The sequence below is a fragment of the Streptomyces sp. NPDC053427 genome (assembly GCF_044544985.1).
Taxonomy (GTDB): domain Bacteria; phylum Actinomycetota; class Actinomycetes; order Streptomycetales; family Streptomycetaceae; genus Streptomyces.
This window is the reverse complement of record NZ_JBITYA010000009.1, coordinates 288,338-312,268: the sequence shown is the minus strand read 5'-3', so window position 1 is coordinate 312,268 and position 23,931 is coordinate 288,338. Positions and strand designations below refer to the sequence as shown.

Sequence of the window (23,931 nt, the reverse complement as noted above, 5' to 3'; positions counted from 1 at the left end):
AGACCACGAACGGTCGCCGGCAGGGGAGTGGACAAGAGATACGCCTGAACACCAGGTACACCGTACGCCGGTAGGCTCCAAGATGTGCCCTCCATGAACGATCTCGTACGCCAGCACACCGCTCTGAGCGACTCCGACCTCGAGTGGCTGCATCTGCTGGTCTCGGAGTGGCAGCTGCTCTCCGACCTCTCCTTCGCCGATCTCGTGCTGTGGGTTCCCACCCTCGACGGCACCCGTTATGTCTCCGTCGCCCAGATGCGGCCCAACACCGGGCCGACCTCCTATCAGGACGACATGGTCGGCCATCTCGTTCCGCGCGGCCGCCGGCCGATGCTGGACTCCGCCCTGGACGAGGGGCGGATCGTGCGCGAGGGCGATCCGGAGTGGCGGGAGGAGGTGCCGGTCCGGGTCGAGTCCATCCCGGTCCGCCGCGAGGGGCGGGTGCTCGGTGTGATCGCCCGGAACACGAACCTGCTGACCGTACGGACGCCGAGCCGTCTGGAGCTCACCTACCTCCAGAGCGCCTCCGACCTCGCCCAGATGATCGCTGCAGGATCGTTTCCTTTCCCCGGCCAGCAGGTCGACATGGACGCCTCGCCGCGCGCCGGCGACGGACTGATCAGGCTCGACGCCGACGGGGTGGTCCAGTACGCCAGCCCCAACGCGCTCTCCGCCTACCACCGGCTCGGCCTCGCCGCCGACCTGGTGGGACACCACCTCGGACAGTCCACCGCCGAACTGGCGCCCGCCCGCGGTCCGGTGGACGAGGCGCTGGTCAAGCTCGCCAGCGGCTGGGCCCCCCGGGAATTCGAGGTCGAGGGCAATGACGGCGTGATCCAATTGCGCGCCATTCCGCTCAAGCCGAAGGGCACGCACATCGGCTCCCTCGTCCTGCTGCGGGACGTCACCGAACTGCGACGCCGCGAACGGGAACTGATCACGAAGGATGCCACCATCCGGGAAATCCACCACCGGGTGAAGAACAATCTCCAGACCGTTGCCGCATTGTTGCGTCTGCAGGCCCGCCGAATGGATTCCCCGCAAGGCCGCGAGGCGCTCAACGAAGCGGTGCGCCGGGTCGGTTCGATCGCGATCGTGCACGAGACGCTGTCGCAGAATCTCGACGAGCGGGTCGAGTTCGACGAGATCGCCGACCGGGTGCTGGCCATGGTCGCCGAGATCTCCCCCGGAAAGGTGACCACCCGGCGCACCGGCCGGTTCGGCATTCTGGACGCCGAGGTCGCCACGCCGCTGTCGATGGTGCTCACGGAGATCCTGCAGAACGCCCTGGAGCACGCCTTCGACCAGGCGGAAGGCGGCATCGTCGAGGTCGGCGCGGTGCGCGGCGGGAGTCGTACGGAGCCGCGGCTGCTGGTCACCGTCCAGGACAACGGCCGCGGACTGCCCGAGGGATTCGACCCGCAGCGCGCCGGCAACCTGGGGCTGCAGATCGTCCGCACCCTGGTGGAGGGGGAGTTGGGCGGAACGTTCGACATGGTACGGGCGCCCGAGCGCGGCACGCAGGTCCTCCTCGACGTGCCCGTACGGGCCGAGAAGCAGCACTGAGCAGCGGCGCCGGGCAGCGGCGCCGAGCGGCAGCGAAGGAAGCACCGGACGAAGCAACGAGAGGATGCGGCGGGCGGCGCAAGGCCCCTGAACAGCAGCAAGCCCCGGACCCATCCGGTCCGGGGCTCAAAGCTATTGCGATGCGATAACGACCGGGCTTTTCAGCGCCGGGGCTGCATCGGGGGTACTGCGCGCTGCGGCTCGGGGGCCACGGGGCGGCTGGCTCAGGCGCTGGCGTTGCGCGCCCGGTTGCGAGCTGCACGGCGCTTCATCGCGCGGCGCTCGTCCTCGCTCAGACCACCCCAGACGCCGGAGTCCTGGCCGGACTCGAGCGCCCACTGCAGGCACTGCTCCATGACGGGGCAGCGGCGGCAGACGGCCTTGGCTTCCTCGATCTGCAGGAGCGCAGGACCGGTGTTGCCGATGGGGAAGAAGAGCTCGGGGTCTTCCTCGCGGCAAACGGCGCGGTGACGCCAGTCCATGGCTGCTCCATCTCCTCGTGTGACGGGATCGTTGCTTGTGAATGTGAACGCTTTCACGAATCCCTCCACAAGGGAAGGGCCGAAATCCAGTCGTGAACTGGCGCGGTCCTGTGGAATGAGGAGGAGGATTCGGGCTCTCAAGGGGGCCGGTGAAGCGGCCGTCCCGATCGCCATGAAGAGACTCGCAAACCTCGGCTGCGGATACAACCCCTTCCGGAAACTTTTTTTTGATTCCTTGGTGTCGCCTCGGTCACAGCCGTCATTCCAGGGGGTGGAAGGCAGTCTAAACGTTCGAGTGAAAGGACTTTGGTCCCTACTGCTCACACAATCACACGCAGTGCACGGCGAACGCCTGTGAACGTCACACTCGTACGCGGTCCCAGGTGGTCCCCGTCCATCTGAAACGGCAGTGGCGCCTGCGAATGCAAGGTGAACTCGGTGAGGTCGTGGAGTGAGACCGCGTGCTTGCCCCGGGGTCCGCGATGCGGCGTTGACGTCAGCAGCTGGGTGCCGTACCGGGCCACCGCGGGGGCCGAGAGCCTGCCCAGTGCGAACAGGTCCAGCCCGGCGTCGAACGATGCCCGGGGGGACGGGTAGATCGGACGATTGCCCAGGTAGGTCCAGGGTGCGGTGTTGCAGATTATGGACATCACGAGGTCCTCGACGACCTCCGTCGCGCCGCTCGTACCGACCGGGCGTTCGAGGGTGACGGACCCGCGCCGGCGGTTCTGCTCGCCCAGGTACTGGCGTACGAACTGCCGCACGTACAGGGCATGCGTCGAACGCTTGCCGCGTTCGCGCTGCTGCTCCACGCGGCCCACGACGCCCGCGTCGAAGCCGAAGCCCGCACAGAAGGTGAACCAGCGGGGCGGCGCGCCCTCGTCCTTGCTGCCCGGGGTGCCGGAGGCCAGGCCCAGGCTGACCGTGCGCTCGCTGCGGTCGCGCAGTGCGTCCAGGAGGGCGCCGGTCGCCTCCACCACGTCGTTGGGCAGACCGAGCGCGCGGGCGAAGACATTGGTGGAGCCACCGGGGACGACGGCCAGCCGGGGGTGCGAGTCCGGGTCGGGGCCGTTCGTCAGCAGGCCGTTGACGACCTCGTTGACCGTGCCGTCGCCGCCCAGCGCCACGACCAGTTCGGTCTCCCCGCCCTCGGTGGCCTCCCGGGCCAGGTCACGGGCGTGCCCGCGGTACTTCGTCTCGGCGACCTCCAGCTTGAGGTCGCTCGCGAGGGCGTGCGTGAGCACTTCACGGGTGCGGGCACTGGTGGTGGTTGCTGCGGGATTGACCACGAGAAGTGCGCGCATATGAAGCAGCGTACCTACCTGCAGGTACTCGCTTCACGCCCCGTCCAGGGTTCGGGCGGCCCCGGAGGCGGGTGGCGCCGGCGCTACCCTGCTGGGGTGAGCAGCAAGCAGAAACAGTCCGCGGACCGCGCCGCCGGCACCCCCGCCGTACCCGAGCCGACCGGGCCGCGGCCCGCCCGGCTGAGCGCCGCCGCGGCGCTCACCGCGGGCGAGGGGCTGGCGCTGGCCGCCATGGGTGCGTACATGTTGATCATGGGCCTGGCCGGGTCGCCGGACAGCCCGCAGCAGGCCGAGATGGGTGGCCTGACCGTGCTGGCGCTCGCCGCGCTGCCGCTCGTCGCCGCGCGCGGACTGTGGCTGCGCCGCCGCTGGAGCCGCGGCCCCTCGCTGATCACCCAGATCGTGGCGTTGCCGGTGGCCTGGACGCTGATCAAGGGCGGCGGGGCGCTGATCGCCGCCGGGGCCGGGCTGGCCGTCGTCGCGGTCGGGGTGCTCGCCCTGCTGGTCAACCCGACGGCCACCGAGGCGCTGGGGATCGGCCCCCGGGAAACGGAATGAACGCCGGCAGGCAGTGAACGTCAGTGGGCGGGGCCGTTGTGGCCCCGCCCACTGTGTGCGGTCGTCTACTCCTCGACCAGGAGCTTGTCCCGTAGCTGTGCGAGGGTGCGGGCCAGGAGGCGCGAGACGTGCATCTGGGAGATGCCGACCTCCTGGGCGATCTGCGACTGGGTCATGTTGCCGAAGAAGCGCAGCAGCAGGATCTTCTTCTCGCGCGGCGGGAGATCCTCCAGCAGCGGCTTGAGCGACTCGCGGTACTCCACGCCCTCCAGCGCCTCGTCCTCGGCGCCGAGGGTGTCGGCGACGGCCGGGGACTCGTCGTCCGTGTCCGGCACGTCCAGCGAGAGCGTGCTGTACGCGTTCGCCGACTCCAGGCCCTCCAGGACCTCCTCCTCGGAGATCCCCAGATGCTCGGCCAGCTCATGGACCGTCGGTGCCCGGCCATGGCGCTGGGAGAGCTCCGCGGTCGCGGTGGTCAGCGACAGCCGCAGCTCCTGGAGGCGGCGCGGGACGCGGACCGCCCAGCCCTTGTCGCGGAAGTGCCGCTTGATCTCGCCGACGACCGTGGGGGTGGCGTACGTGGAGAACTCCACGCCGCGCTCCGGGTCGAAGCGGTCCACCGACTTGATCAGGCCGATCGTGGCGACCTGGGTCAGATCGTCCAGCGGCTCGCCGCGGTTGCGGAACCGCCGCGCCAGATGCTCGACGAGCGGCAGATGCATCCGTACGAGGGTATTGCGCAGCTCGGCGCGCTCCGCAGAGCCGTCGGGGAGCTTGCGCAGCTCGTAGAACATCGCCCGCGCACCGCTGCGGTCCTGTGGGGCATGCGGCTCGTGGTGATGCTGTTCTTCCTGGGGCTTCTGGTCGGGGCCGGGCGGATCGTGCCGATCCGTTTGCTGCCCCTGCTGCTCGCTCTGGTCCATGTGGTCCGCCCGCTCTGCCTGCTCCGCCGCATCCAACCGGCCGCCGTGGTCGTCCGTGCCCACCGGATGCGGCCGGGCCTGCTGCTCGGGAATGGCCACACCGGGCGCCATCCGCGTGCCGCGTTCGAGATCTTTCACGGGGCCCCCTGTTCGGTCATGACGGTCCGGGACCGGCGCCGCGCTCCTTGTACAGGCTGATGGTGACCGTACGGTCCTCGGCGACGGTGGAATCGACCTTGCCGGCCAGTGCGGAGAGCACCGTCCAGGCGAAGGTGTCGCGCTCCGGGGCACGGCCGTCGGTCGTCGGAGCCGACACGGTCACCTGCAGCGCGTCATCGATCAGACGGAAGACGCAGCTCAGCACACTGCCGGGGACGGCCTGTTGCAGCAGGATCGCGCAGGCCTCGTCGACCGCGATGCGCAGATCCTCGATCTCGTCGAGGGTGAAGTCCAAGCGGGCTGCGAGCCCGGCCGTGGCCGTACGCAGCACGGACAGGTAGGCACCCGCAGCGGGCAGACGGACTTCCACGAAGTCCTGAGTCCCGGGCTCGCCTGCGATCTGGGACACCCTCACCTCCAAGGTGGCACAAGCTGGTTGAGCTGGAATGCTGGATGTTCCGAGGGCTTCGGGACATCCGCGCCGACTGCGTTCTCCCCTCGGGTGAAAGGAGAACGAACCTGCGCAGCACATGGTTCGGCTGTGACGCTATCGCGATCCGTGGGCCGATGTCGCCCGGAAGGAGCACCGCTGCCCTCCGGACGACGCTCCGGGCCGTGATCGCCTCGCGCCGTCACTGTCACTGACTGTTACTTATTGTACGGCCATGAGTACGGACGGTGGCTAGAGGTCTGCGCTGCCAAATCCATTCCGATTACGCTCCGTTGACGCGCGCGGAGCCGGCAAGGTTGTGCAGCGCATCTCCAGTGAGCCGGAAGACCGTCCATTCGTCCATGGGCTGCGCACCGATCGACCGGTAAAAACCGATGGACGGTTCGTTCCAGTCCAGGACTGACCACTCGAAACGCGCATAACCACGGGCCACGCAGATCTCGGCGAGGGCCGCGAGCAGCGCCTTGCCGTGGCCGCCGCCGCGCGCCTCGGGCCGTACGAACAGGTCCTCCAGGTAGACACCGTGCGTGCCCGTCCAGGTCGAGAAGTTCCGGAACCACAGGGCAAAGCCCACCGGTGCGCCGTCCGCGTCCTCCGCGATCAGGGCGAAGACCGCCGGGTGGGCCCCGAAAAGAGCCTCCTTCAGCTGCGGCCCGGTGGCCTGCGCGGCTTCCGGGGCGCGCTCGTACGCGGCCAGTTCGCCGATCATGGCCAGGAGGACGGGGACGTCGTCGGGTGTCGCTTCGCGGATCATGCCGCAAGGCTAAAGGGGCCGCCGCCGTCGCCTCCCGACGGGAGGCTCACGCCGGACGGAGGGCTCACACCAGAAGCTGGTCGACGAAGCACCAGCGCCAGTCGTCGCCCGGCTCGAACGACCGCATCACCGGGTGGCCGGTCTCCTTGTAGTGCGCGGTCGCGTGCCGGTACGGCGAGGAGTCGCAGCAGCCGACATGGCCGCAGACCAGGCACAGCCGCAGCTGCACGGGGTGGCTGCCGGCCGCCAGGCACTCCCGGCAGGTGGCGCTCAGCGGGGCCGGTTCGGCGCGCGGCAGTTCAGGAACATGCGTGCACTCGGTCATGCCGACCAGGTTAGATCGCCGGGACGGCCGGCGAAGCGCTCACCGGCGAAGGTGCGGGGACGGGACGGGGACCATGGACGTGATGCCGCTGTTGTTGCTGGTCGCGGGGAGCGCGGCGGTCGCCGGACTGGCGCGGCGCACCCCCGTCCCGGCACCTCTGCTGCTGGTCGCCGCCGGGATCGCGGCCTCGTACGTCCCCGGCATCCCCGACTACACCCTCGACCCGCACATCGTGCTGCCGCTGGTGCTGCCCCCGCTGCTGCACACCGCCGCACTGGACAGCTCGTACCTGGACCTGCGGGCCAACCTGCGGCCGGTGGCGCTGCTGTCCTTCGGCTACGTCCTCTTCGCGACCCTGGTGGTGGGCTACGCCGCCTACCTGGTCATCCCGGATCTTCCCCTGACGGCGGCGCTCGTGCTGGGCGCCGTCGTCGCGCCGCCCGACGCCGTGGCGGCCACCGCCATCGCCCGCAAACTCGGGCTGCCGAGCCGGATCACCACGATTCTGCAAGGAGAATCCCTGGTCAACGACGCCACCGCGATCACCGCCTACAAAGTGGCGCTGGCCGCGGCCGTGGGGGTCGGGGCCACCTGGTCCGACGGCATCCGGGAGTTCGCCGTCGCCTCCCTCGGCGGCATCGGGATCGGCGTCGTCCTGATGGTGCCGCTGCACTGGCTGCGCTGCCGGCTGCGGGACTCGGCGCTGCTGGAGAACACCCTCTCGCTGCTGATCCCGTTCACGGCGTACGCGGCCGCCGAACAGGTCGGCGCCTCCGGGGTGCTCGCCGTCGTCGTGGTCGGCCTCTATCTGGGGCACCGCTCCTGGCAGGTCGACTTCGAGACGAGGCTCCAGGAAGAGGCCGTCTGGAAGGTCGTCTCCTTCGTGCTGGAGTCCGCGGTCTTCGCCCTGATCGGGCTCCAGCTGCCGGTGGTGCTGCGGGAGCTGGGGGAGTTCAGCACGGCACAGGCCCTCTGGTACGCCCTCGTGCTGTTCGTCGTCGTGGTCGTCGCGCGCTTCGTATGGGTCTTTCCCTCGACGTATCTGCCGCGCGCCCTCTCCGTGCGGATCCGGTCCCGCGAGCCGGACACGAACTGGACCGCGCCGGTCATCGTCGGCTGGGCCGGGATGCGCGGCGTGGTGTCGCTGGCCATCGCCTTCTCCATCCCGTCGGCCGTGCACGGCGGCGGGACCTTCCCCGCCCGCAACCTCGTCCTCTTCCTGACCTTCACCACCGTCATCGCCACCCTCGTCGTCCAGGGCCTGACGCTGCCGCCGCTGATCCGCGTCCTGAAGCTGCCCGGCCGCGACGCACAGGCCGAGACGCTCGTCGAGGCACAGGCCCAGAACGACGCCTCGCGGGCCGCCGAGGCGCTGCTCGACGAACTCCTCGAGGACCGCCGCAACGCGCTGCCGGGGCCCCTCGCCGACCGTCTGCGCACCGTTGTGGAGCGGCGCCGTAACGCGGTGTGGGAGCGGCTCGGCACGGTCAACGAGGAAACCGGCGAATCCGCCGACGAGACCTACCGGCGCCTCGCCCGCGAGATGATCGACGCCGAACGCCAGGTCTTCGTCGAGCTGCGGGACGCCCGCCGCATCGACGACGAGATGCTGCGGACCCTGCTGCGCAGGCTGGACCTGGAGGAGGCGGCGGCGTACCGGGAGCGGGCCTAGGTGGTGTCCGCAAAGTCCCGTCGTCCGCCCGGAGGGCGGGGCTCGCGGCGTCTGGTGCGTGCGATCGCAAGGCGGAGGGTCGTCCTCGTAGTGGGCTACGTGGACGATCCCGACAACGCAGCGAGCGTGCGTGCCAGGCGCCGCGAGCCAGGCGGGACTTTGCGGACACCACCTAGGGCGCTCTACGGCGTGCCGGTGATCACGGCCGCCACGGTGCTGCCCGGGGCGAACGCGTCCTCCTCGGCCAGCGCCGTCAGTCCGTACAGCAGCTTGGCGACATAGACGCGTTCCACCGGGAGGCCGTGGCGGTCCTCGAAGGCGGCGGCGAACGCGTCCAGTTCGGGGGTGGTGCGGGCGTATCCGCCGCAGTGGAAGCGGCCGTCCAGGCGCCAGTCGCCGCGCGGACCGCCGAAGGCCGCGCGCTGGAGCTCCTCGACCGTTTCCTGGAGGAAGTGCGGGCCATCGGGGCCGTCGCCGCCCTTGAGGACGGGGAAGCCGATGGCGCGCTGAGCCGGGCCGAGCCCCGCTGCCAGCCCCGCCAGCGTACCGCCCGTCCCGCAGGCCACCGCGACCGTGTCCGCGGCCCCGCGCAGCTCCCGGCCCAGCTCCGTACAGCCTTGTGCGGCAAGGGAGTTGCTGCCGCCTTCGGGTATGACGCGGAAGGCGCCGAAGCGGTCGTGCAGGGCGGCGAGCACGTCCGGGTCGGTCTTGCGGCGGTAACGGGCCCGGTCGATGAAGTGCAGCCGCATGCCGTCGGCGGCGCAGCGGGCCAGGGACGGGTTGAGCGGTGTGGCGGCCAGCTCGTCGCCGCGGACCACGCCGATGGTGGCGAAGCCCAGGAGGCGGCCGGCCGCCGCGGTGGCGCGCAGGTGGTTGGAGTACGCGCCGCCGAAGGTCAGCAGCGCGCGCTCACCGGCCGCGGCGGCGGCCCGCAGGTTGGGCGCGAGCTTGCGCCACTTGTTGCCCGGCAGGTCCGGGTGGATCAGGTCGTCCCGCTTGAGCAGCAGCCGGACGCCGCGGCGCGCGAACGGCTCGTCCTCGACCTCCTGGAGGGGGGAGGGGAGGCGGGGCCGCAGGGCGTCGGGGCCGGGGTGGGGGCGGGACATGCCGTCCATTGTCCCGGGTACCCGGGGTGCCCCGCGTGGCCCGGCGGCCCCCGTGGTCACTTCAGGCGTTCGCGGATGCGCTCGCGCAGGCCCTCCATGGTGAAGCCCCGGGGGTCGACCTTGCCCGGCTGCCACTCCAGATGGCCGATCACCGAGCGCTCGGTCCAGCCGTGTGCCCGGCACAGCGCCGCCGCGGCCTTCTCCAGGGCGGCCATCTGGGCGGCCGGCCAGGGGTCCTTGCCGTCGCCGAGGTTCTCGCACTCGAAGCCGTAGAAGACCTGATTGCCGTCGGTGTCGGTGTCGTTGTCCGGCGGCAGCCGCTTCTCGGCGATCACCGCCCGCAGGACGTCGCCGTCACCGAGCCCGGCGTGGTTGGCGCGGCCGCAGCCGACCAGATGCACCGTGCCGTCCTTGGTGATCACTCCGTGGCAGAGCGGGCCCGGCAGATCGGTGTGGCCGTTGTAGCAGAGCCGTACGGTGCTCTCGGCGCCGGACGTCGCGGTGTGGTGCACCACGATGCCGTGCACGGGCCCCCAGGGGCCCATGTGCTCGCGGTTGTGCGTCCTCCAGTCGCCCACTTCGGCCACCCGCAGGCCCTCGGCCTCGAGCGCTTCGAGAAAACGGTCAGCGGACAGCGGTACGGCCATCACCGACTCCGATCGGTACGCGGCGGTCGCCGACCGCGCACCGCCTCATGCCTCGCTTCTACGGGATGGGTCGGGAGCGATGGAGTGGAACGGCATAAAACGGACCGGGTGTTCGGTGGGTGTGCGAGCGATTCCGGCCGGGCGCCCGCTCCGTACCTGCTGCCGCAGGAATGCGCCGCCACCTACTGCCGCAGGAATGCGTCTCCGTGGGCGTTGATGTGTGCCTCCAGCGCGCCGAGCGCCTCCCGGGTCGCGTCGGGTGTGCCCGTGCCGCTGCGCTCGGCGTAGTACGCGGCGCCCAGCTTCTTCAGGAGATCGGACCCGGCGCGGTGCGCCTGGACCTCGTCGACCTTCTGCTTCCCCTGCGCCAGTCCGCGCTGCGCCTGCTCCTTGGCCCGGTCGAGAAACCCTGACATTGCTGCCTCCGTGAAGGTCGGTGCCGTAAGGGACCAAATCGATCAATGCGATCAAAGCGATCAATGGAATCAACGGCGCGGACGGCCGTGGGGTTCCCGTGCCAGGCTGGGGGATGTGGGCGAAGAGCGCGACATGGATGGGCCGCACGGCGCAAGCGGCTACCGCGAGCGGAGGTCCCGGCTGGCCGGCGCGGTGCTGTGGACCAACACCATGCTGCCCTCGGCGCGGCCGGTGCTGCCCGACGGCTGCACGGATCTGATCTGGACCGAGGGCCGGCTCCTGGTGGCGGGACCGGACACCGGGCCGTATCACCCGGGCCAGGGCGGCGCGCGGCCCGGGACCCTCCCCCATGGCCTCAAGGGCATGGGAGGCACCCCCGTCACAGGGTTGCGGTTCGCGCCGGGCCAGGGGCCCGCCGTCTTCGGCGTACCCGCCCATGAACTGCGGAATCTGCGGGTCCCGTTGGAGCAGCTGTGGGCCCCGGGCCGGGTCCGGGAGCTGGCCGGGCGGGTGGCCGCCGAAGGGGCGCGCGCCCTGGAGGACGCCGCCGGGGCCCGCCTGGCGGAGGCCGCACCGGGGACGGCGACCAGGACCGCCGCCGTCGCCGCGGCGCTGGCCCGCGGCCGCCCCGTCGCCGAGGTCGCCCGCAGCGTCGAGCTTGGCGCGCGCCAGCTGCACCGCCTCAGCCTGGACGCGTTCGGCTACGGCCCCAAGACCCTCACCCGGGTGCTGCGCTTCGTACGCGCCCTCGACCTGGCGCGCGCCGGCATGCCGTACGCCGAGGTCGCGGCCCGCGCGGGATACGCGGACCAGGCGCATCTCGCGCGCGAGGTGAAGTCGCTGGCGGGGGCTCCGATGGGGGTGCTCCTCGCGCCGGGTTAGCGTGTGCGTCATGGACTACCAGGCCGTGATCGAAGAGGTAGCGGCCCATGCCCGGCCCTACGTGGGACAGGGACAGGTCGCCGACTACATACCGGCGCTGGAGAAGGTGGCCCCGGACCGTTTCGGGATCGCGGTGGCCGACATCAACGGCAAGGTCTACGGGGCCGGGGACTGGGAGGAGCCGTTCTCCGTCCAGTCCATCTCCAAGACGTTCTCGCTGGCGCTGGTGATGGCCCAGAGCCACGGCAGCCAGGGTGGCCGCGATGCGCACGGCGTCGACGAGATCTGGCGGCGGGTGGGCCGCGAGCCGTCCGGTACGCCGTTCAATTCGCTGGTCCAGCTGGAGGCGGAGAACGGCATTCCGCGCAACCCGTTCATCAACGCCGGCGCCCTGGTGGTCACCGACCGGCTGTTGACCCTCACCGGTGACGCCAGCACCGCGCTGCTGGACTTCCTGCGCGAGGAGAGCGGCAACCCGGACCTGGCCTTCGACCAGGCGGTCGCCGACTCCGAGGCCGACCACGGCGACCGCAATGCCGCGCTGGCGCACTTCATGGCGTCCTTCGGCAACCTGGAGAACCCGGTCCCCAGCGTCATCGAGCACTACTTCTGGCAGTGCTCGATCGTGATGAGCTGCCGCGATCTGGCCACGGCCGGCGGCTTCCTGGCCCGCCACGGGCTGCGCGCCGACGGCAGCCGGCTGCTGGAGGCCCGCGAGGCCAAGCGGATCAACGCGGTGATGCTGACCTGCGGGACGTACGACGCGGCGGGAGAGTTCGCCTACCGGGTGGGGCTGCCCGCCAAGAGCGGCGTCGGCGGCGGCATCGTGGCCGTGGTGCCGGGCCGCTGCACGCTGTGCGTGTGGAGCCCGGGGCTGGACGCCCGCGGCAACTCCGTCGCCGGTGCGGCGGCCCTGGACCACTTCACGACGCTGACCGGCTGGTCGGTGTTCTAGAGCCTGGTGCGCCCCGGCGGCGAGCCGCGGGCACCCGGTCCGCCCGCCTGCGTTGTGGGCGGCCCCCGCTCGGCGCATCGTTGGGCTAGGAGGTGCACCGCCATGGACCACGAGATCCGTGCCGAATACGACGAAGGCGTGCTGCCGCACGAGGACACGCCGGTCAAGCTCTGGCACATGTGCCGGGTGAGCGACCCCACGGCCATGTGCGGGCGCCAGCTGGCCCCGGCCGCCGCCACCCTGCCCGTCGAAGCCTGGAGCACGTCCGAGGCCGAGCCGTTCTGTTTCCTCTGCGGCGCGCAGTACCTGCGGGAACAGCCGTGAAGCGGTCGTGCACGGCCATGAGCGGCGGGTCCTAGGCCAGCGGCGCGAAGAGGTCCACGCCCCGGCCGTCCGGGTCCTGTACGACGGCGTAGCGCTGCCCCCAGAACGCGTCCCAGGGGGCCTTTTCGCCTGCGTAACCGGCGCCGGTCAGCTCCGCGTAGACCGCGTCGACCCCGGCCGGCCCGTCGCAGGCGAAGGCCAGCCCGGTGGGCGAGGAATCCTTCGGCGGGGTCCACTCCGGGTCGATGGCGCGGGCGGTCTCGTACGAGTCCCACATCAGGCGCAGGCCGCCGGGGAGCTGCGCCTCGGCGTGCGGGGCGGAGTCCGCGTCGGCGGGGACGTCCAGGCCGAGGCGGCGGTAGAAGGCGAGCGAGGCGGCCATGTCGGCGACGACCATGCCGAGGGCCGCGAAGCGGGGGGAGGGGGAGACGGAAGGTGTGTTCATGCAGCGAGCGTAGGGAGGGCGCCGCGCCGCGGTCTTGAACGAATCGGACGCGGACGAATCGGACGCGGACGGATCGGATGCGAGCGGCTCGGACCGGCGAGGGGGCGCGGGCGGCCGCCCGCCTCTCGCCTCACGGGCAGCGGATGACCTGCCCCGCGTACGAGAGATTGCCGCCGAAGGCGAAGAGGAGAACGGGCGCGCCGGAGGGGATCTCGCCGCGTTCCACCAGCTTGGCCAGGGCCAGCGGCACCGAGGCGGCGGAGGTGTTGCCGGAGTCGACCACGTCCTTGGCGACCACGGCGTTGACCGCGCCGATGCGCTCCGCGACGGGCTCGATGATCCGCAGGTTGGCCTGGTGGAGCACGACGCCGGCCAGGTCCTCGGGGAGGATGCCGGAGCGTTCGCAGACCTGGCGGGCGATGGCCGGGAGCTGGGTGGTCGCCCAGCGGTAGACGGTCTGGCCCTCCTGGGAGAACCTGACCGGCTCGCCCCCGATCCGTACGGCGTTGCCCATCTGCGGGACCGAACCCCACAGCACCGGGCCGATCCCCGGCTCCGGCTCCTCGGACGCGGTGACGACCGCGGCGCCGGCCCCGTCGCCCACCAGGACGCAGGTCGAACGGTCCGTCCAGTCGACCACGTCGGTGAACTTCTCCGCCCCGATGACCAGCGCATGCCGCGCCGAGCCGGCCCGGATGGCGTGGTCGGCGGTGGCCAGCGCATGGGTGAAGCCGGAGCAGACGACGTTGATGTCCATGGTGGCCGGTGCGCCCAGGCCGAGCCGGGCGGCGACCCGGGCCGCGGCGTTCGGGCTGCGGTCGGCGGCCGTGCACGTGGCGACCAGGACGAGGTCGATGTCCTGGGGTGCCAGCCCGCTCGTGGCCAGGGCCTTGGCGGCGGCCGCGGCCGCCATCGAGTCGACCGTCTCGTCCGCCGCGGCGATGTGCCGGGTACGGATGCCGACACGGCTGCGGATCCAGGCGTCATCGGTGTCGACGAGTTCGGCGAGGTCGGCGTTGGTGAGCACCCGGGAGGGCTGGTAATGGCCGAGCGCCAGGACGCGTGACCCCGTCATGAGTTCCCCTGTAGGTACGTGGGTGGGCGGGTATGCGACCAGTGTCACCCCTCGGTGCCGGACGGCGGTTGCGCGATCCGCCAATCTTCCGCCGTCAGAACTGGAGACATCCAACCGCCGGGCCGGTCCGCGGGCGCCCGGCACCGTGCCGGGACGTACACGGTGCCGGGCGGGCGCGTACGGACAGGGGACAGCGGTCCCGTCCGCCCGATCCAACGGCAGGGCCGCGGCACGCCGGGGGGATTGCGCCGCCGGCGGGCGCGGCGCCCGGCGCGCCGCGGCCCCGGCAGCGGGGTGCTGCCGGGGCCGCTGCCGGGGACGGTGCCGTCAGCCGGTGGCCCGCTCCTGCGTCAGCGCCCGGAAGCGCCGCAGCCGCAGGCTGTTGCCGACCACGAAGACCGACGAGAAGGCCATCGCGGCGCCCGCGATCATCGGGTTGAGCAGGCCGGCGGCGGCCAGCGGCAGCGCCGCGACGTTGTAGCCGAAGGCCCAGAACAGGTTGGTGCGGATGGTGCCGAGGGTGGCGCGGGCGAGACGGATGGCGTCCGCCGCGGCGCGCAGATCGCCCTGTACGAGGGTCAGGTCGCCGGCCTCGATGGCGGCGTCGGTGCCGGTGCCCATCGCCAGGCCCAGGTCGGCGCGGGCCAGGGCGGCCGCGTCGTTGACGCCGTCGCCGACCATCGCGACCGAGCGGCCCTCGCCCTGGAGGCGTTCGACGACGGCCACCTTGTCCTCGGGCAGCACCTCGGCGATCACCTCGTCGATGCCGACCTCCTTGGCGACCGCCTCGGCCACGGCCTTGTTGTCGCCGGTGAGCAGCACCGGGGTCAGGCCCAGGGCGCGCAGCCGGCGCACCGCGTCGGCGCTGGTGGGCTTGACCGCGTCGGAGACGACCAGCACCGCGCGGGCCGCGCCGTCCCAGCCCACGGCGACCGCGGTGCGGCCCGCCGCCTCCGCCTCGGCCTTGGCTGCCGCCAGCACGGGCGGCAGCTGCTGGCTCCAGTCGGTCAGCAGCCGCTCGCGGCCGACCAGGACGGCGTGCCCCTCGACGATCCCCTGGACGCCGAGGCCGGGGACGTTCGCGAAGTCCTCCGGGGTGGGCAGCGTCCCGGCCGCCTCCTCGGCGGCGGTGGCGATGGCGCGGGCGATCGGGTGCTCGGAGGAGTGCTCCAGGGCGCCGGCCAGCCGCAGCGCCTCGTCACGGGAGACGCCCTCGGCGAGGTGGATGCCGGTCAGGGTCATCACGCCGGTGGTGACCGTGCCGGTCTTGTCCAGGACGATGGTGTCGACCTTGCGGGTGGACTCCAGGACCTCGGGCCCCTTCAGGAGGATGCCCAGCTGCGCGCCCCGGCCGGTGCCGACCATCAGCGCGGTCGGGGTGGCCAGGCCCAGGGCGCACGGGCAGGCGATGATCAGTACGGCCACGGCGGCGGTGAAGGCGGCCACCGCGCCCGCGCCGGTGCCCAGCCAGTAGCCCAAGGTGCCGACGGCCAGCGCGATGACGATCGGGACGAAGACCGCGGAGATCTTGTCGGCGAGCCGCTGGGCGGCGGCCTTGCCGTTCTGCGCGTCCTCCACCAGGCGCGCCATCCGGGCGAGCTGGGTGTCCGCGCCGACCCGGGTGGCCTCGACGACGAGCCGGCCGCCCGCGTTGACGGTCGCCCCGGTGACGCCGTCGCCGGGCGAGACCTCCACCGGCACGGACTCGCCGGTGAGCATCGACGCGTCCACCGCGGAAGCGCCCTCCACCACCCGCCCATCGGTGGCGATCTTCTCGCCGGGCCGTACGACGAACCGGTCCCCGACGCTCAACTCGGCGATGGGGATGCGCACTTCGCGCCGGTCGCGCAGTACGGCGACGTCCTTGGCGCCGAGTTCGAGCAGTGCCCGTAGCGCCGCGCCCGCCTTGCGCTTCGAGCGGGCCTCGAAGTAGCGGCCGGCCAGGATGAAGGTGGTGACCCCGGCCGCCGCCTCCAGATAGATGCTGCCGCTGCCGTCCGTGCGGGCGATGGTCAGCTCGAAGGGGTGCGTCATGCCGGGCATGCCCGCGGTCCCGAAGAACAGCGCCCACAGCGACCAGCCGAGCGCGGCGAGGGTGCCCATCGAGATGAGCGTGTCCATGGTGGCGGCGCCGTGCCGCAGATTCGTCCAGGCGGCCTTGTGGAAGGGCCAGGCGGCGTAGGCCACCACCGGGGCGGCCAGGGTCAGCGACAGCCACTGCCAGTTGGTGAACTGCAGGGCCGGGACCATCGCCATCAGGACGACGGGGAGGGAGAGCGCGAGGGAGAGGATCAGCCGCCGGCGGAGGGCGGCGAGGGAGTCGTCCTGCCCGGCGGGCCGGTCGTCGCCCTCCTGGGCGGGTGCCGGGGCCGGCGGCTCGGGGAGCGCGGCGGTGTAGCCCGTCTTCTCCACGGTGGCGATCAGATCCGCGGTCCCGACCGCACTGCCCTCCGCGACCTCCACCTTCGCCTTCTCGGTGGCGTAGTTGACGGTGGCCGTGACCCCCTCCATGCGATTGAGCTTCTTCTCGATCCGGGCGGCGCACGAGGCGCAGGTCATCCCGCCGATCTCCAGCTCGACGCGGTGCTCTGTGATCGCGGTCGTCATGGCTGCTCCTTCGTGTGCCGGGTGCTCGGTGCGGGACTGCGGGCCGGGCGGCGGAGAGTCGTCCGGCCTCCAGTACACAGAACTATATACCCCCTAGGGGTATTCCGTCATTCCGTCATCTCGGCCCGGTTTCCTGCTTCCTCTCCTCGGCCCCCGCACCGCGCCGTGCCCGGCCGCCCATCGCGCGCAGATACGCGACCAGCTCCGGCGGCTCGTGCACCGCGAACTCGCGCCCCAGCAGGGCCAGCCGCATCGCCAGCCACTCCAGCGAATCCGGCGAGCTGCGCCACCGGCACGACTGCGCGTCGATCGCCTCCACCTCGCCCGCCCGGCCGCCCAGCCGCGCCGCCACCTCCGCGGCCGGCGCGTACACCGTCGCCACCGCCCGCTGCGGCGCCGGGGCCATCCCCTGCATCCGCTCCTGGACATAGGCCGCGGCATCGGCGGCGGGCAGTTCGCGCGGCGCGGTCCGTACGCCCGTCGGGAACGCCTCGGTCAGCCGGTCCACCCGGAAGGTCCGCCAGTCCTCGCGGTCGTTGTCGTATGCGACGAGGTACCAGCGCCGCCCGGCCGCCACCAGCCGGTGCGGCTCCACCAGGCGCTTGGTGCGCTCGCCCGCGCCCGCCTGATAGCGGAAGCGCACCCGCTCATGGTTGGTGATCGCGGCGGCGAGCACCGTCAGCTGTTCCGGGTCGACGGTCGGACCGTTGCCGGCCGGCAACGGCACGGTGGCGCTGCCGAGCGAGCCCACCCGCCGCCGCAGCCGGGCCGGCAGCACCTGCTCCAGCTTGGCGAGCGCCCGTACGGACGCCTCCTCGATGCCCGCGATGGTGTTCCCGGCGGTCGAGCGCAGGCCCACCGCGATGGCCACCGCCTCCTCGTCGTCGAGCAGCAGCGGCGGCATGGCCGTGCCCGCGGCCAGCCGGTAGCCGCCCACCGCGCCCATCGTCGCGTGCACGGGATAGCCCAGCTCGCGCAGCCGCTCGATGTCGCGGCGGATGGTCCGGGAGGTGACCCCCAGCCGGTCGGCCAGCTCGCTGCCGGGCCATTCGCGGGGGGTCTGGAGCAGGGACAGGAGATTAAGGAGTCGCGCCGATGTCTCACTCATGCCCTCGATGATGCGCCAGCAAATAGGACGGGTGCTGTCCTATACGACTCCTATCGTCGAAGACGCCGCAGGAGGACCACAACGGGACTTCGTAGCCGGCCCCGTACGCAGACAGGAGAACGCCCGCCATGACCACGACCGTCCCCGCCCCCGCAGAGGCGGCCGACCCGGCCCCCGCGCAGGCCGACGCGGCTCCCGCACCGGCCGATACGGCCCCCGCACCGGCCGACCGCAGACGCTGGATCGCCCTCGCCGTCGTCCTGACCGCGAGCTTCATGGACCTGGTCGACGCGACCATCGTCAACATCGCCATCCCGAGCATCCAGCGCGACACCGGCGCCTCCTTCAGCGCCCTGCAGTGGGTCACCGCGGGCTATGCGCTCGCCTTCGCCATCGGCCTGATCACCGGCGGCCGCCTCGGCGACATCTACGGCCGCAAGAAGCTCTTCCTGCTCGGCATGGCCGGCTTCACCCTCGCCTCCGCGCTCTGCGGCCTCGCCGCGACGCCCGGGATGCTGGTCGGCGCGCGGGTGCTGCAGGGTGCGATGGCCGCGCTGATGGTGCCGCAGGTGCTGGCGATCATCCACGTCAGCTTTCCCGCGCACGAGCGCGGCAAGGTCTTCGGGATGTTCGGCGCGGTGATCGGCCTCGGCGCGGTCTGCGGCCCGCTGATCGGCGCCCTGCTCACCGAAGGCGATCTCCTCGGCCTCCAATGGCGCCCGATCTTCCTGATCAATCTGCCGGTGGGCATCGCCGGCATCCTGCTCGGCGGCCGCTTCGTCACCGAGTCCCGGGCCCCGCGCGCCCTGCGCCTCGACCTCGTCGGCACCGCGCTGGCCACCCTCGGCCTGCTGATGGTCCTCTACCCGCTCACCCAGGGCCGCGAGTCCGGCTGGCCGCTGTGGGGCTTCTTCTCCATGGCCGCGAGCCCGCTGGTCCTCGCCGCTTTCGTCCGCTACGAGCGCAGCAAGGCCCGCAAGGACGGCTCGCCGCTCGTCGAGCTCTCCCTCTTCAGGATCAAGACCTTTGCGGCCGGCATCGGCGTACAGCTCACCTTCGGCGCCGTCAGCGGCCTGTTCTTCCTGATCTGGACGCTCCACATGCAGCTCGGGCTGGGCTGGGGGCCGCTGCACGCCGGGCTGACCGGGGTGCCGTTCTCCCTCGCCTGCTCGGCCGCGGCCGGCATGTCCGTGCAGAAGCTGGTGCCGCGCTTCGGCCGCAAGGTCCTCCAGGCGGGCGCGCTGATCATGCTCTGCGGAGCGCTGCTCTACGTCTGGGAGGCCGGGCACTACGGCACCGCCATGCAGTCCTGGCAGATGGTCCCCGCGATGCTCCTGATGGGGGCGGGCATGGGCCTGATCGTCGCCCCGATCACCGACTCGGTGCTCTCCGAGGTGCCCACCGACCACTCCGGCTCGGCCTCCGGCATCTTCAACACCACCGGTCAGCTGGGGATGGCGCTGGGCCTGGGCCTGTCGTCGGTCGCCTTCTTCGGGGTCACCGACGGCATGGGCAGCGGTGGCGCGCCGGGCGCCTCCTTCGTCTCGGCCACCACCCACGCCCTGTGGTGGGTCTCGGGCGGCCTGGTCATCGTCTTCGGCCTGCTGTTCCTTCTGCCGCGCCGGGTACGGACGCAGGACGCCGCGGCCCACTGACGCAGCGGCGGCCCGCTGCCCCCCACCGCATCCCGCATTCGCACCCGCATCCCGCACCGAAGGAGCCGACCGGCCGTGCCGACACCCACTCTCACCTGGTCCGAAGTCAGCGCCCGCCGCCTGGAGCGCGCCGGGCTCGCCGGGGCGCCGCTGGCGCCGGACCCGGCCGGGATCGCCGCCGCGATGTGCGGGGCGCATGCCCAGGTGCTGTCCGGCGCCGAGCTCTCGCTGATGCTGCGCACGGACCGCGGCACCCGTAGCGCCGTACGTGAGGCCCTGTGGACCGAACGCACCCTGGTCAAGACCTACGGCCCGCGCGGCACGGTCCATCTGCTGCCCACCGACGACCTGCCGATGTGGACCGGCGCGCTGTCCGCCGTACCGTTCGGCAGCAGTCCCTTCGCGGCGGACGTACGGCTCACCCCGGACCGGATCGAGCAGGTCCTCGCCGCCATCGAGGACGCGGTGGGGGACGCCGAGCTGACCATCGACGAGCTGAGCGAGGCGGTGGTCGCCGCCACCGGGTCCTGGGCGGGCGACCTGGTGATGCCCGCCTTCCAGGGGATGTGGCCGCGCTGGCGCCAGGTCATGCACCGGGCCGGCCAGCGCGGCGCCCTCTGCTTCGGCCCCAACCGGGGCCGCAAGGTGACCTACACCAGCCCCCGCCGCGCCCTGCCCGGCTTCCGCCCGCTGGACGGCCCGACCGCCCTCGCCGCCCTCGTACGGCGCTATCTGTACGCCTACGGACCGGCCACCTCCGCGGACTTCGCGACCTGGTTCGGCGCCCCGCCCCGCTGGGCGGCGGACCTGTTCGCCTCCCTGGCCGACGGCCTCCAGCAGGTCGACTTCGCCGGCTCGCCCGCCTGGATCCTGGCCGGCGACACCTCGGGGCCCACCGCGGACCCCGCCGGCATCCGCCTTCTCCCGTATTTCGACGCCTACGGCATCGCCGGCCGCCCCCGCGACCTGCTCTTCCCCGGCCGGGCGGCGGAGCGGGCGCTGGCCGGGCGACAGGCCGGGAACTACCCGGTGCTGCTGATCGACGGGGTCGTCGGCGGCGTCTGGCACCAGCGCCGCGCGGGCCGCCGCATCCATGTCACGGTCGAGCCGCTGGCGCCGCTGACCGCCGGGCAGCGGCGCGCCCTGGAGACCCAGGTGCGCCGGACCGGCGAAATCCTGGAGGGGAACGCGGAGTTGACGATCGGCACGGTCACGGTGGGCCCGCACGCGTAGTCGGTCGGGGCATCACCGGAGAGGTCGACGAGCCGGGGGATCGGGCGTCCGATCGCGGCAGGGCCGAGCCGGGCACCGCCGCGGGGCGCCCCGGCGTGACGTAAAACCTGGGCCTTTCCCGTACCGTTCCCGGGCCCCGGCCCGACATACTGGCGCAGTGTCGATGATCAGCAATCTCCGCAAGGCCGTCCGGCTGCCGCAGCCGCGCACCCGGGGCGTCGACCTCAGTCACCCGGCGCGCTCGCCGCTCGGCACCGCCGTGGTGAACTGCGCGGTGTACGTGGACGGCGTGCGGCAGGACGGCAACCACCCGGCCGATGTGGCGATACGCCGGGTCCGTGAAACCGGGACCGGTTTCGTCTGGATCGGGCTGCATGAGCCGTCCGAGAAGGAATTCGCCGGAATCGTCGAGTTGTTCGGGCTGCATCCGCTCGCCGTCGAGGACGCGGTCTACGCCCACCAGCGGCCCAAGCTCGAGCACTACGACGACTCGCTCTTCACCGTCTTCAAGACGGTCCGCTATGTCGAGCACGACCGGCTCACCGACACCAGCGAAGTGGTGGAAACCGGCGAGATCATGGTCTTCACCGGCGCCGATTTCGTGATCACGGTGCGGCACGGCGGACACGGCTCGCTCGGCCCGCTCCGCGAGCAGCTGGAGTCCGTCCCCGAGCAGCTGGCGCTCGGCCCGTCCGCCGTCCTGCACGCCGTCGCCGACCTCGTCGTCGACGACTATCTCGACGTCACGGCCGCCGTGCAGGTGGACATCGACGACGTCGAGAGCGAGGTCTTCTCCGTACGGGGCGGCGGCGGGGCCGGCCGGATCTACCAGCTCAAGCGCGAGCTGCTGGAACTCCGGCGCGCGGTGGCCCCGCTGGACCGCCCGATGCAGGAGTTGGCGACCCAGCCGATGGCGCAGGTGGACGCCCGGATCAAGACGTACTTCCGGGACGTCGCCGACCACCTCGACCGGGTCACCGAGCAGATCACCGCGTTCGACGAACTGCTCAACTCCATACTCCAGGCCCATCTCGCCCAGGTCACCGTCGCGCAGAACGAGGACATGCGCCGGATCAGCGCCTGGGTCGCGATCCTGGCCGTACCGACCATGGTGTGCGGCGTGTACGGCATGAATTTCGAGTACATGCCGGAGAAGCACTGGACATTCGGCTATCCGCTGGTGATGGCGCTGATCGTGGCCATCTGCTGGGTGATCCACCGCGGCTTCAAGCGGAACGGGTGGCTCTAGGGTCTGTCCGGTGTCCGTGGGCCTCGGCCCGCCACCTGCCGGGGCCGGGCCGCGCCCCAGCCCGCCGCGATCTGCGGGAGCAGCAGCGCCAGCAGTACGGCCAGCGGGACGGTCCAGCCGCCGGAGGCGTCGTGCACGGCGCCCAGGACGGCCGGGCCGGTGGCGGCCAGGATGTAGCCGAAGCACTGGGCCATGCTGGAGAGCTGCGCGGCGTGCCGGGCGTCCGGCGCGCGCTGGACGATGAACAGCAGCGCCAGGCTGATCGCCGCGCCCTGGCCCAGGCCCAGCAGCGTCATCCAGACGTAGCCGCCGCCGACCGGCGCGACCAGCATCCCCACCAGGCCCGTCGCGCACAGCACCGCACCCAGCGCCGCCAGGACCCCGGCGCGCAGCCGGCGGCCGACGACGACGGGGGAGAGGAACGAGCCGGCGATCCCGAGGAGGGAGGAGAAGGAGAGCATCCAGCCGGCGTCGCCCGCGCTCATCCCGGCGTCCTCGAGCATCGTCGGCAGCCAGGCGGCGGCCGCGTAGTAGCTCAGCGACTGCAGGCCCATGTAGCCGGTCACCTGCCAGGCCAGCGGGTCGCGCCACAGGCCGCGCACCGGATGCGCCGCCTGCCGGGCCGCGGCCGCCGGCACCCGCGTACGGGAGCGGATCTGCGGCAGCCAGACGACCAGCGCGACCACCGCGAGCGAGCCCCAGCAGGCCAGGGTCGCCTGCCAGCTGAGACGGGCGGCCTGCTGCACGGGGACGGTGATCCCGGCCGCGAGGGCCGCGCCGCCGAACAGCGACATGGAGTACAGGCCGGTCATCAGCCCGGCGCGGGCCGGGAAGTCCCGCTTGATCAGGCCGGGCAGCAGGACATTGGCGACGGCGATGCCCGCGCCGATCACGACCGTTCCGGCGAACAGCGCCACCACCGAGTCCAGCAGCCGCAGAGCGGTGCCCGCACAGATCAGCGCCATGGTGCCGAGCAGCGACCGCTCCGTCCCCAGCCGCCGCCCCAGCCGCGGCGCGAGGGGCGCCAGCAGCCCGAAGCAGAGCAGCGGCAGCGCGGTGAGCAGGCTGGTGGCCGCCGCCGACATCCCGCTGTCGTCGCGGATGGTCCCGGCGAGCGGCGACACGGCGACCAGCGCGGGGCGCAGGTTCAGGGCCAGCAGGACGACGCCGATGCCGAGCCAGAGAGCGTGGCGGCCGGTGACGGGGGAGGCGGGGGAGGGCGGTGCGGTCGCGGGGGCGGCGGCCGCCTCCCGGGTGGCTATCGGTCCTTCGTCAGGCATGGGTGGCGTCCCCCGGGATCCGGTCGTCCGTCCCGCGCAGGGCGTCCATCGCCTCCGTGAGGTGCGCCAGCGCCGCCCGTTCGGCGGCCTCCGGGTCCCGCGCCTCGATGGCGTCGACGATGGCCGCGTGCGAGGCGTACTGATTGCGGACGGAATCGGGGACGGGGGCGCCGACGACCGACTGGAGCGTCGCGCGCAGGGCGTCGCTGAGGTGCTCGTACAGCTCGGCGAGGACGCTGTTGTGGGCCGCGGCGGCGATGGTGCGGTGGAAGTCCATGTCCGCGTCGACGAACGCGGTCAGATCGCCGCTCTGCCAGGCGCGGGCGCGCTCGGCCAGCGCGCCGCGCAGCGCGGCGAGGTCCTCGTCGGTGCGGCGCAGCGCGGCGTGGCGCGCGGCATCCCGTTCCAGGCAGGCGCGGACCTCGTACGCCTCCAGGTTCTCGGCCCGCCGCAGCCGGCGCTGGACGGCCGCGCCGAAGTCGCTGCTGGCGCGGACGTAGGTGCCGTCACCCTGCCGGGGCTCCAGCATCCCGGTGTGCACCAGGGCGCGCACCGCCTCGCGGACGGTGTTCCGGCCGACGTCGAGCCTCTCGACGAGCACCGGCTCGGCGGGGATCTTCGTCCCGACCGCCCACTCGCCCTCGGCGATCAGGTTCTCCATCTGCTCGATGACCAGGTCCACCAGGCTGGTGCGGGCGGTACTGCGCAGCGGCATAGGGGCTCATCCTCCGTCGTGATTCCACCGGTGATGGGA

At 72.2% G+C, this 23,931-nt stretch carries 24 protein-coding genes; 9 read left to right on the top strand and 15 right to left on the bottom strand.

The genetic code is table 11. The features are described 5' to 3' along the window. Nucleotides 1-93: 93 nt before the first annotated feature. Nucleotides 94-1,566 (top strand): sensor histidine kinase, encoded by a 1,473-nt coding sequence (locus tag ACIGWZ_RS26000; protein WP_400068572.1) that lies wholly within the window; start codon nucleotides 94-96, stop codon nucleotides 1,564-1,566. Nucleotides 1,567-1,790: 224 nt separating this feature from the next. On the opposite strand, the gene ACIGWZ_RS25995 is transcribed toward ACIGWZ_RS26000, so the two are convergent. Together ACIGWZ_RS25995 and ACIGWZ_RS25990 are read right to left on the bottom strand one after the other, a co-directional pair. Continuing rightward, nucleotides 1,791-2,048 carry a WhiB family transcriptional regulator gene (locus ACIGWZ_RS25995; protein WP_003983230.1) on the bottom strand — a complete coding sequence of 86 codons (258 nt, stop codon included), beginning with the start codon at nucleotides 2,046-2,048 and terminating at the stop codon, nucleotides 1,791-1,793. Nucleotides 2,049-2,368: 320 nt separating this feature from the next. Then, on the bottom strand, nucleotides 2,369-3,352 hold the full coding sequence (locus tag ACIGWZ_RS25990; protein ID WP_400068570.1) for a diacylglycerol/lipid kinase family protein: 984 nt from the start codon (nucleotides 3,350-3,352) through the stop codon (nucleotides 2,369-2,371). 96 nt (nucleotides 3,353-3,448) lie between these two features. Between ACIGWZ_RS25990 and ACIGWZ_RS25985 the strand changes: the two genes are divergently transcribed. Beyond that, entirely contained in the window at nucleotides 3,449-3,910 is a 462-nt protein-coding gene (locus ACIGWZ_RS25985; protein WP_400068568.1) for a hypothetical protein, read from the top strand. Nucleotides 3,911-3,975: 65 nt separating this feature from the next. On the opposite strand, the gene ACIGWZ_RS25980 is transcribed toward ACIGWZ_RS25985, so the two are convergent. The 4 genes from ACIGWZ_RS25980 to ACIGWZ_RS25965 form a co-directional block, all read right to left on the bottom strand. Then, the gene (locus tag ACIGWZ_RS25980; RefSeq protein ID WP_400068762.1) at nucleotides 3,976-4,944 is read right to left on the bottom strand and encodes an RNA polymerase sigma factor SigF; all 969 of its coding nucleotides are present in this window, start codon (nucleotides 4,942-4,944) and stop codon (nucleotides 3,976-3,978) included. A 43-nt stretch (nucleotides 4,945-4,987) separates the two neighbouring features. Further along, nucleotides 4,988-5,401, bottom strand: coding sequence for an anti-sigma factor (locus ACIGWZ_RS25975; RefSeq protein WP_003985353.1), 414 nt, complete (start codon nucleotides 5,399-5,401; stop codon nucleotides 4,988-4,990). Between the two features lie 304 nt (nucleotides 5,402-5,705). Next, nucleotides 5,706-6,197 (bottom strand): GNAT family N-acetyltransferase, encoded by a 492-nt coding sequence (locus tag ACIGWZ_RS25970; protein ID WP_400068566.1) that lies wholly within the window; start codon nucleotides 6,195-6,197, stop codon nucleotides 5,706-5,708. Nucleotides 6,198-6,261: 64 nt separating this feature from the next. Further along, nucleotides 6,262-6,522 (bottom strand): UBP-type zinc finger domain-containing protein, encoded by a 261-nt coding sequence (locus ACIGWZ_RS25965; protein WP_400068564.1) that lies wholly within the window; start codon nucleotides 6,520-6,522, stop codon nucleotides 6,262-6,264. Between the two features lie 73 nt (nucleotides 6,523-6,595). Here ACIGWZ_RS25965 and ACIGWZ_RS25960 point away from each other — a divergent pair, with 73 nt between their 5' ends. Further along, on the top strand, nucleotides 6,596-8,194 hold the full coding sequence (locus tag ACIGWZ_RS25960) for a Na+/H+ antiporter (protein ID WP_400068562.1): 1,599 nt from the start codon (nucleotides 6,596-6,598) through the stop codon (nucleotides 8,192-8,194). A 182-nt stretch (nucleotides 8,195-8,376) separates the two neighbouring features. On the opposite strand, the gene ACIGWZ_RS25955 is transcribed toward ACIGWZ_RS25960, so the two are convergent. The 3 genes from ACIGWZ_RS25955 to ACIGWZ_RS25945 form a co-directional block, all read right to left on the bottom strand. Continuing rightward, a complete protein-coding gene (locus ACIGWZ_RS25955; RefSeq protein ID WP_400068560.1) occupies nucleotides 8,377-9,300 on the bottom strand; it encodes a 1-aminocyclopropane-1-carboxylate deaminase/D-cysteine desulfhydrase in 924 nt (307 codons plus the stop codon). 56 nt (nucleotides 9,301-9,356) lie between these two features. After that, a complete protein-coding gene (locus tag ACIGWZ_RS25950; RefSeq protein WP_400068557.1) occupies nucleotides 9,357-9,947 on the bottom strand; it encodes an N-acetylmuramoyl-L-alanine amidase in 591 nt (196 codons plus the stop codon). A gap of 182 nt (nucleotides 9,948-10,129) precedes the next feature. Next, nucleotides 10,130-10,363 (bottom strand): hypothetical protein, encoded by a 234-nt coding sequence (locus tag ACIGWZ_RS25945; RefSeq protein WP_400068555.1) that lies wholly within the window; start codon nucleotides 10,361-10,363, stop codon nucleotides 10,130-10,132. Nucleotides 10,364-10,496: 133 nt separating this feature from the next. Between ACIGWZ_RS25945 and ACIGWZ_RS25940 the strand changes: the two genes are divergently transcribed. The 3 genes from ACIGWZ_RS25940 (at nucleotide 10,497) to ACIGWZ_RS25930 (ending at nucleotide 12,525) form a co-directional block, all read left to right on the top strand. Further along, nucleotides 10,497-11,246 (top strand): helix-turn-helix domain-containing protein, encoded by a 750-nt coding sequence (locus tag ACIGWZ_RS25940; protein WP_400068553.1) that lies wholly within the window; start codon nucleotides 10,497-10,499, stop codon nucleotides 11,244-11,246. A 10-nt stretch (nucleotides 11,247-11,256) separates the two neighbouring features. Further along, entirely contained in the window at nucleotides 11,257-12,201 is a 945-nt protein-coding gene (locus ACIGWZ_RS25935; protein WP_400068551.1) for a glutaminase, read from the top strand. A 102-nt stretch (nucleotides 12,202-12,303) separates the two neighbouring features. Further along, on the top strand, nucleotides 12,304-12,525 hold the full coding sequence (locus ACIGWZ_RS25930; RefSeq protein ID WP_400068549.1) for a hypothetical protein: 222 nt from the start codon (nucleotides 12,304-12,306) through the stop codon (nucleotides 12,523-12,525). 31 nt (nucleotides 12,526-12,556) lie between these two features. On the opposite strand, the gene ACIGWZ_RS25925 is transcribed toward ACIGWZ_RS25930, so the two are convergent. The 4 genes from ACIGWZ_RS25925 to ACIGWZ_RS25910 form a co-directional block, all read right to left on the bottom strand. Then, on the bottom strand, nucleotides 12,557-12,970 hold the full coding sequence (locus tag ACIGWZ_RS25925) for a VOC family protein (protein WP_400068547.1): 414 nt from the start codon (nucleotides 12,968-12,970) through the stop codon (nucleotides 12,557-12,559). Between the two features lie 130 nt (nucleotides 12,971-13,100). Further along, nucleotides 13,101-14,045: a beta-ketoacyl-ACP synthase III gene (locus ACIGWZ_RS25920; RefSeq protein ID WP_400068545.1), complete on the bottom strand. Its 945-nt coding sequence runs from the start codon at nucleotides 14,043-14,045 to the stop codon at nucleotides 13,101-13,103. Between the two features lie 327 nt (nucleotides 14,046-14,372). Then, a complete protein-coding gene (locus ACIGWZ_RS25915) occupies nucleotides 14,373-16,652 on the bottom strand; it encodes a heavy metal translocating P-type ATPase (RefSeq protein WP_400068543.1) in 2,280 nt (759 codons plus the stop codon). 115 nt (nucleotides 16,653-16,767) lie between these two features. Further along, on the bottom strand, nucleotides 16,768-17,760 hold the full coding sequence (locus ACIGWZ_RS25910; RefSeq protein WP_400068542.1) for a helix-turn-helix transcriptional regulator: 993 nt from the start codon (nucleotides 17,758-17,760) through the stop codon (nucleotides 16,768-16,770). Between the two features lie 128 nt (nucleotides 17,761-17,888). Between ACIGWZ_RS25910 and ACIGWZ_RS25905 the strand changes: the two genes are divergently transcribed. The 3 genes from ACIGWZ_RS25905 to ACIGWZ_RS25895 all read left to right on the top strand — a co-directional run bounded on the left by ACIGWZ_RS25905 (nucleotide 17,889) and on the right by ACIGWZ_RS25895 (nucleotide 21,897). Beyond that, a complete protein-coding gene (locus ACIGWZ_RS25905; RefSeq protein WP_400068541.1) occupies nucleotides 17,889-19,415 on the top strand; it encodes an MFS transporter in 1,527 nt (508 codons plus the stop codon). Nucleotides 19,416-19,490: 75 nt separating this feature from the next. Further along, nucleotides 19,491-20,648 carry a winged helix DNA-binding domain-containing protein gene (locus ACIGWZ_RS25900; RefSeq protein ID WP_400068539.1) on the top strand — a complete coding sequence of 386 codons (1,158 nt, stop codon included), beginning with the start codon at nucleotides 19,491-19,493 and terminating at the stop codon, nucleotides 20,646-20,648. 163 nt (nucleotides 20,649-20,811) lie between these two features. Further along, nucleotides 20,812-21,897: a magnesium and cobalt transport protein CorA gene (locus ACIGWZ_RS25895; RefSeq protein WP_400068760.1), complete on the top strand. Its 1,086-nt coding sequence runs from the start codon at nucleotides 20,812-20,814 to the stop codon at nucleotides 21,895-21,897. Here the strand turns inward: ACIGWZ_RS25895 and ACIGWZ_RS25890 are convergent. Together ACIGWZ_RS25890 and ACIGWZ_RS25885 are read right to left on the bottom strand one after the other, a co-directional pair. Further along, complete coding sequence (locus ACIGWZ_RS25890) at nucleotides 21,894-23,177, bottom strand: CynX/NimT family MFS transporter (protein ID WP_400068537.1); 1,284 nt, start codon at nucleotides 23,175-23,177, stop codon at nucleotides 21,894-21,896. The two genes, ACIGWZ_RS25895 and ACIGWZ_RS25890, sit on opposite strands and share 4 nt — an antisense overlap. Next, entirely contained in the window at nucleotides 23,170-23,892 is a 723-nt protein-coding gene (locus ACIGWZ_RS25885) for a FadR/GntR family transcriptional regulator (RefSeq protein WP_400068535.1), read from the bottom strand. The genes ACIGWZ_RS25890 and ACIGWZ_RS25885 overlap by 8 nt, the downstream gene beginning before the upstream one ends. Between the last annotated feature and the right edge of the window lie 39 nt (nucleotides 23,893-23,931).

Coding starts and splice junctions, on each gene's coding strand:
- ACIGWZ_RS25945 (WP_400068555.1), bottom strand. CDS start 10,363: ATGTCAGGGTTTCTCGACCGGGCCAAGGAGCAGGCGCAGCGCGGACTG.
- ACIGWZ_RS25950 (WP_400068557.1), bottom strand. CDS start 9,947: ATGGCCGTACCGCTGTCCGCTGACCGTTTTCTCGAAGCGCTCGAGGCC.
- ACIGWZ_RS25895 (WP_400068760.1), top strand. CDS start 20,812: ATGATCAGCAATCTCCGCAAGGCCGTCCGGCTGCCGCAGCCGCGCACC.
- ACIGWZ_RS25940 (WP_400068553.1), top strand. CDS start 10,497: ATGGATGGGCCGCACGGCGCAAGCGGCTACCGCGAGCGGAGGTCCCGG.
- ACIGWZ_RS25930 (WP_400068549.1), top strand. CDS start 12,304: ATGGACCACGAGATCCGTGCCGAATACGACGAAGGCGTGCTGCCGCAC.
- ACIGWZ_RS25995 (WP_003983230.1), bottom strand. CDS start 2,048: ATGGACTGGCGTCACCGCGCCGTTTGCCGCGAGGAAGACCCCGAGCTC.
- ACIGWZ_RS25915 (WP_400068543.1), bottom strand. CDS start 16,652: ATGACGACCGCGATCACAGAGCACCGCGTCGAGCTGGAGATCGGCGGG.
- ACIGWZ_RS25960 (WP_400068562.1), top strand. CDS start 6,596: ATGGACGTGATGCCGCTGTTGTTGCTGGTCGCGGGGAGCGCGGCGGTC.
- ACIGWZ_RS25935 (WP_400068551.1), top strand. CDS start 11,257: ATGGACTACCAGGCCGTGATCGAAGAGGTAGCGGCCCATGCCCGGCCC.
- ACIGWZ_RS25905 (WP_400068541.1), top strand. CDS start 17,889: ATGACCACGACCGTCCCCGCCCCCGCAGAGGCGGCCGACCCGGCCCCC.
- ACIGWZ_RS25980 (WP_400068762.1), bottom strand. CDS start 4,944: ATGGCGCCCGGTGTGGCCATTCCCGAGCAGCAGGCCCGGCCGCATCCG.
- ACIGWZ_RS25890 (WP_400068537.1), bottom strand. CDS start 23,177: ATGCCTGACGAAGGACCGATAGCCACCCGGGAGGCGGCCGCCGCCCCC.
- ACIGWZ_RS25925 (WP_400068547.1), bottom strand. CDS start 12,970: ATGAACACACCTTCCGTCTCCCCCTCCCCCCGCTTCGCGGCCCTCGGC.
- ACIGWZ_RS25990 (WP_400068570.1), bottom strand. CDS start 3,352: ATGCGCGCACTTCTCGTGGTCAATCCCGCAGCAACCACCACCAGTGCC.
- ACIGWZ_RS25885 (WP_400068535.1), bottom strand. CDS start 23,892: ATGCCGCTGCGCAGTACCGCCCGCACCAGCCTGGTGGACCTGGTCATC.
- ACIGWZ_RS26000 (WP_400068572.1), top strand. CDS start 94: ATGAACGATCTCGTACGCCAGCACACCGCTCTGAGCGACTCCGACCTC.
- ACIGWZ_RS25955 (WP_400068560.1), bottom strand. CDS start 9,300: ATGTCCCGCCCCCACCCCGGCCCCGACGCCCTGCGGCCCCGCCTCCCC.
- ACIGWZ_RS25910 (WP_400068542.1), bottom strand. CDS start 17,760: ATGAGTGAGACATCGGCGCGACTCCTTAATCTCCTGTCCCTGCTCCAG.
- ACIGWZ_RS25920 (WP_400068545.1), bottom strand. CDS start 14,045: ATGACGGGGTCACGCGTCCTGGCGCTCGGCCATTACCAGCCCTCCCGG.
- ACIGWZ_RS25965 (WP_400068564.1), bottom strand. CDS start 6,522: ATGACCGAGTGCACGCATGTTCCTGAACTGCCGCGCGCCGAACCGGCC.
- ACIGWZ_RS25970 (WP_400068566.1), bottom strand. CDS start 6,197: ATGATCCGCGAAGCGACACCCGACGACGTCCCCGTCCTCCTGGCCATG.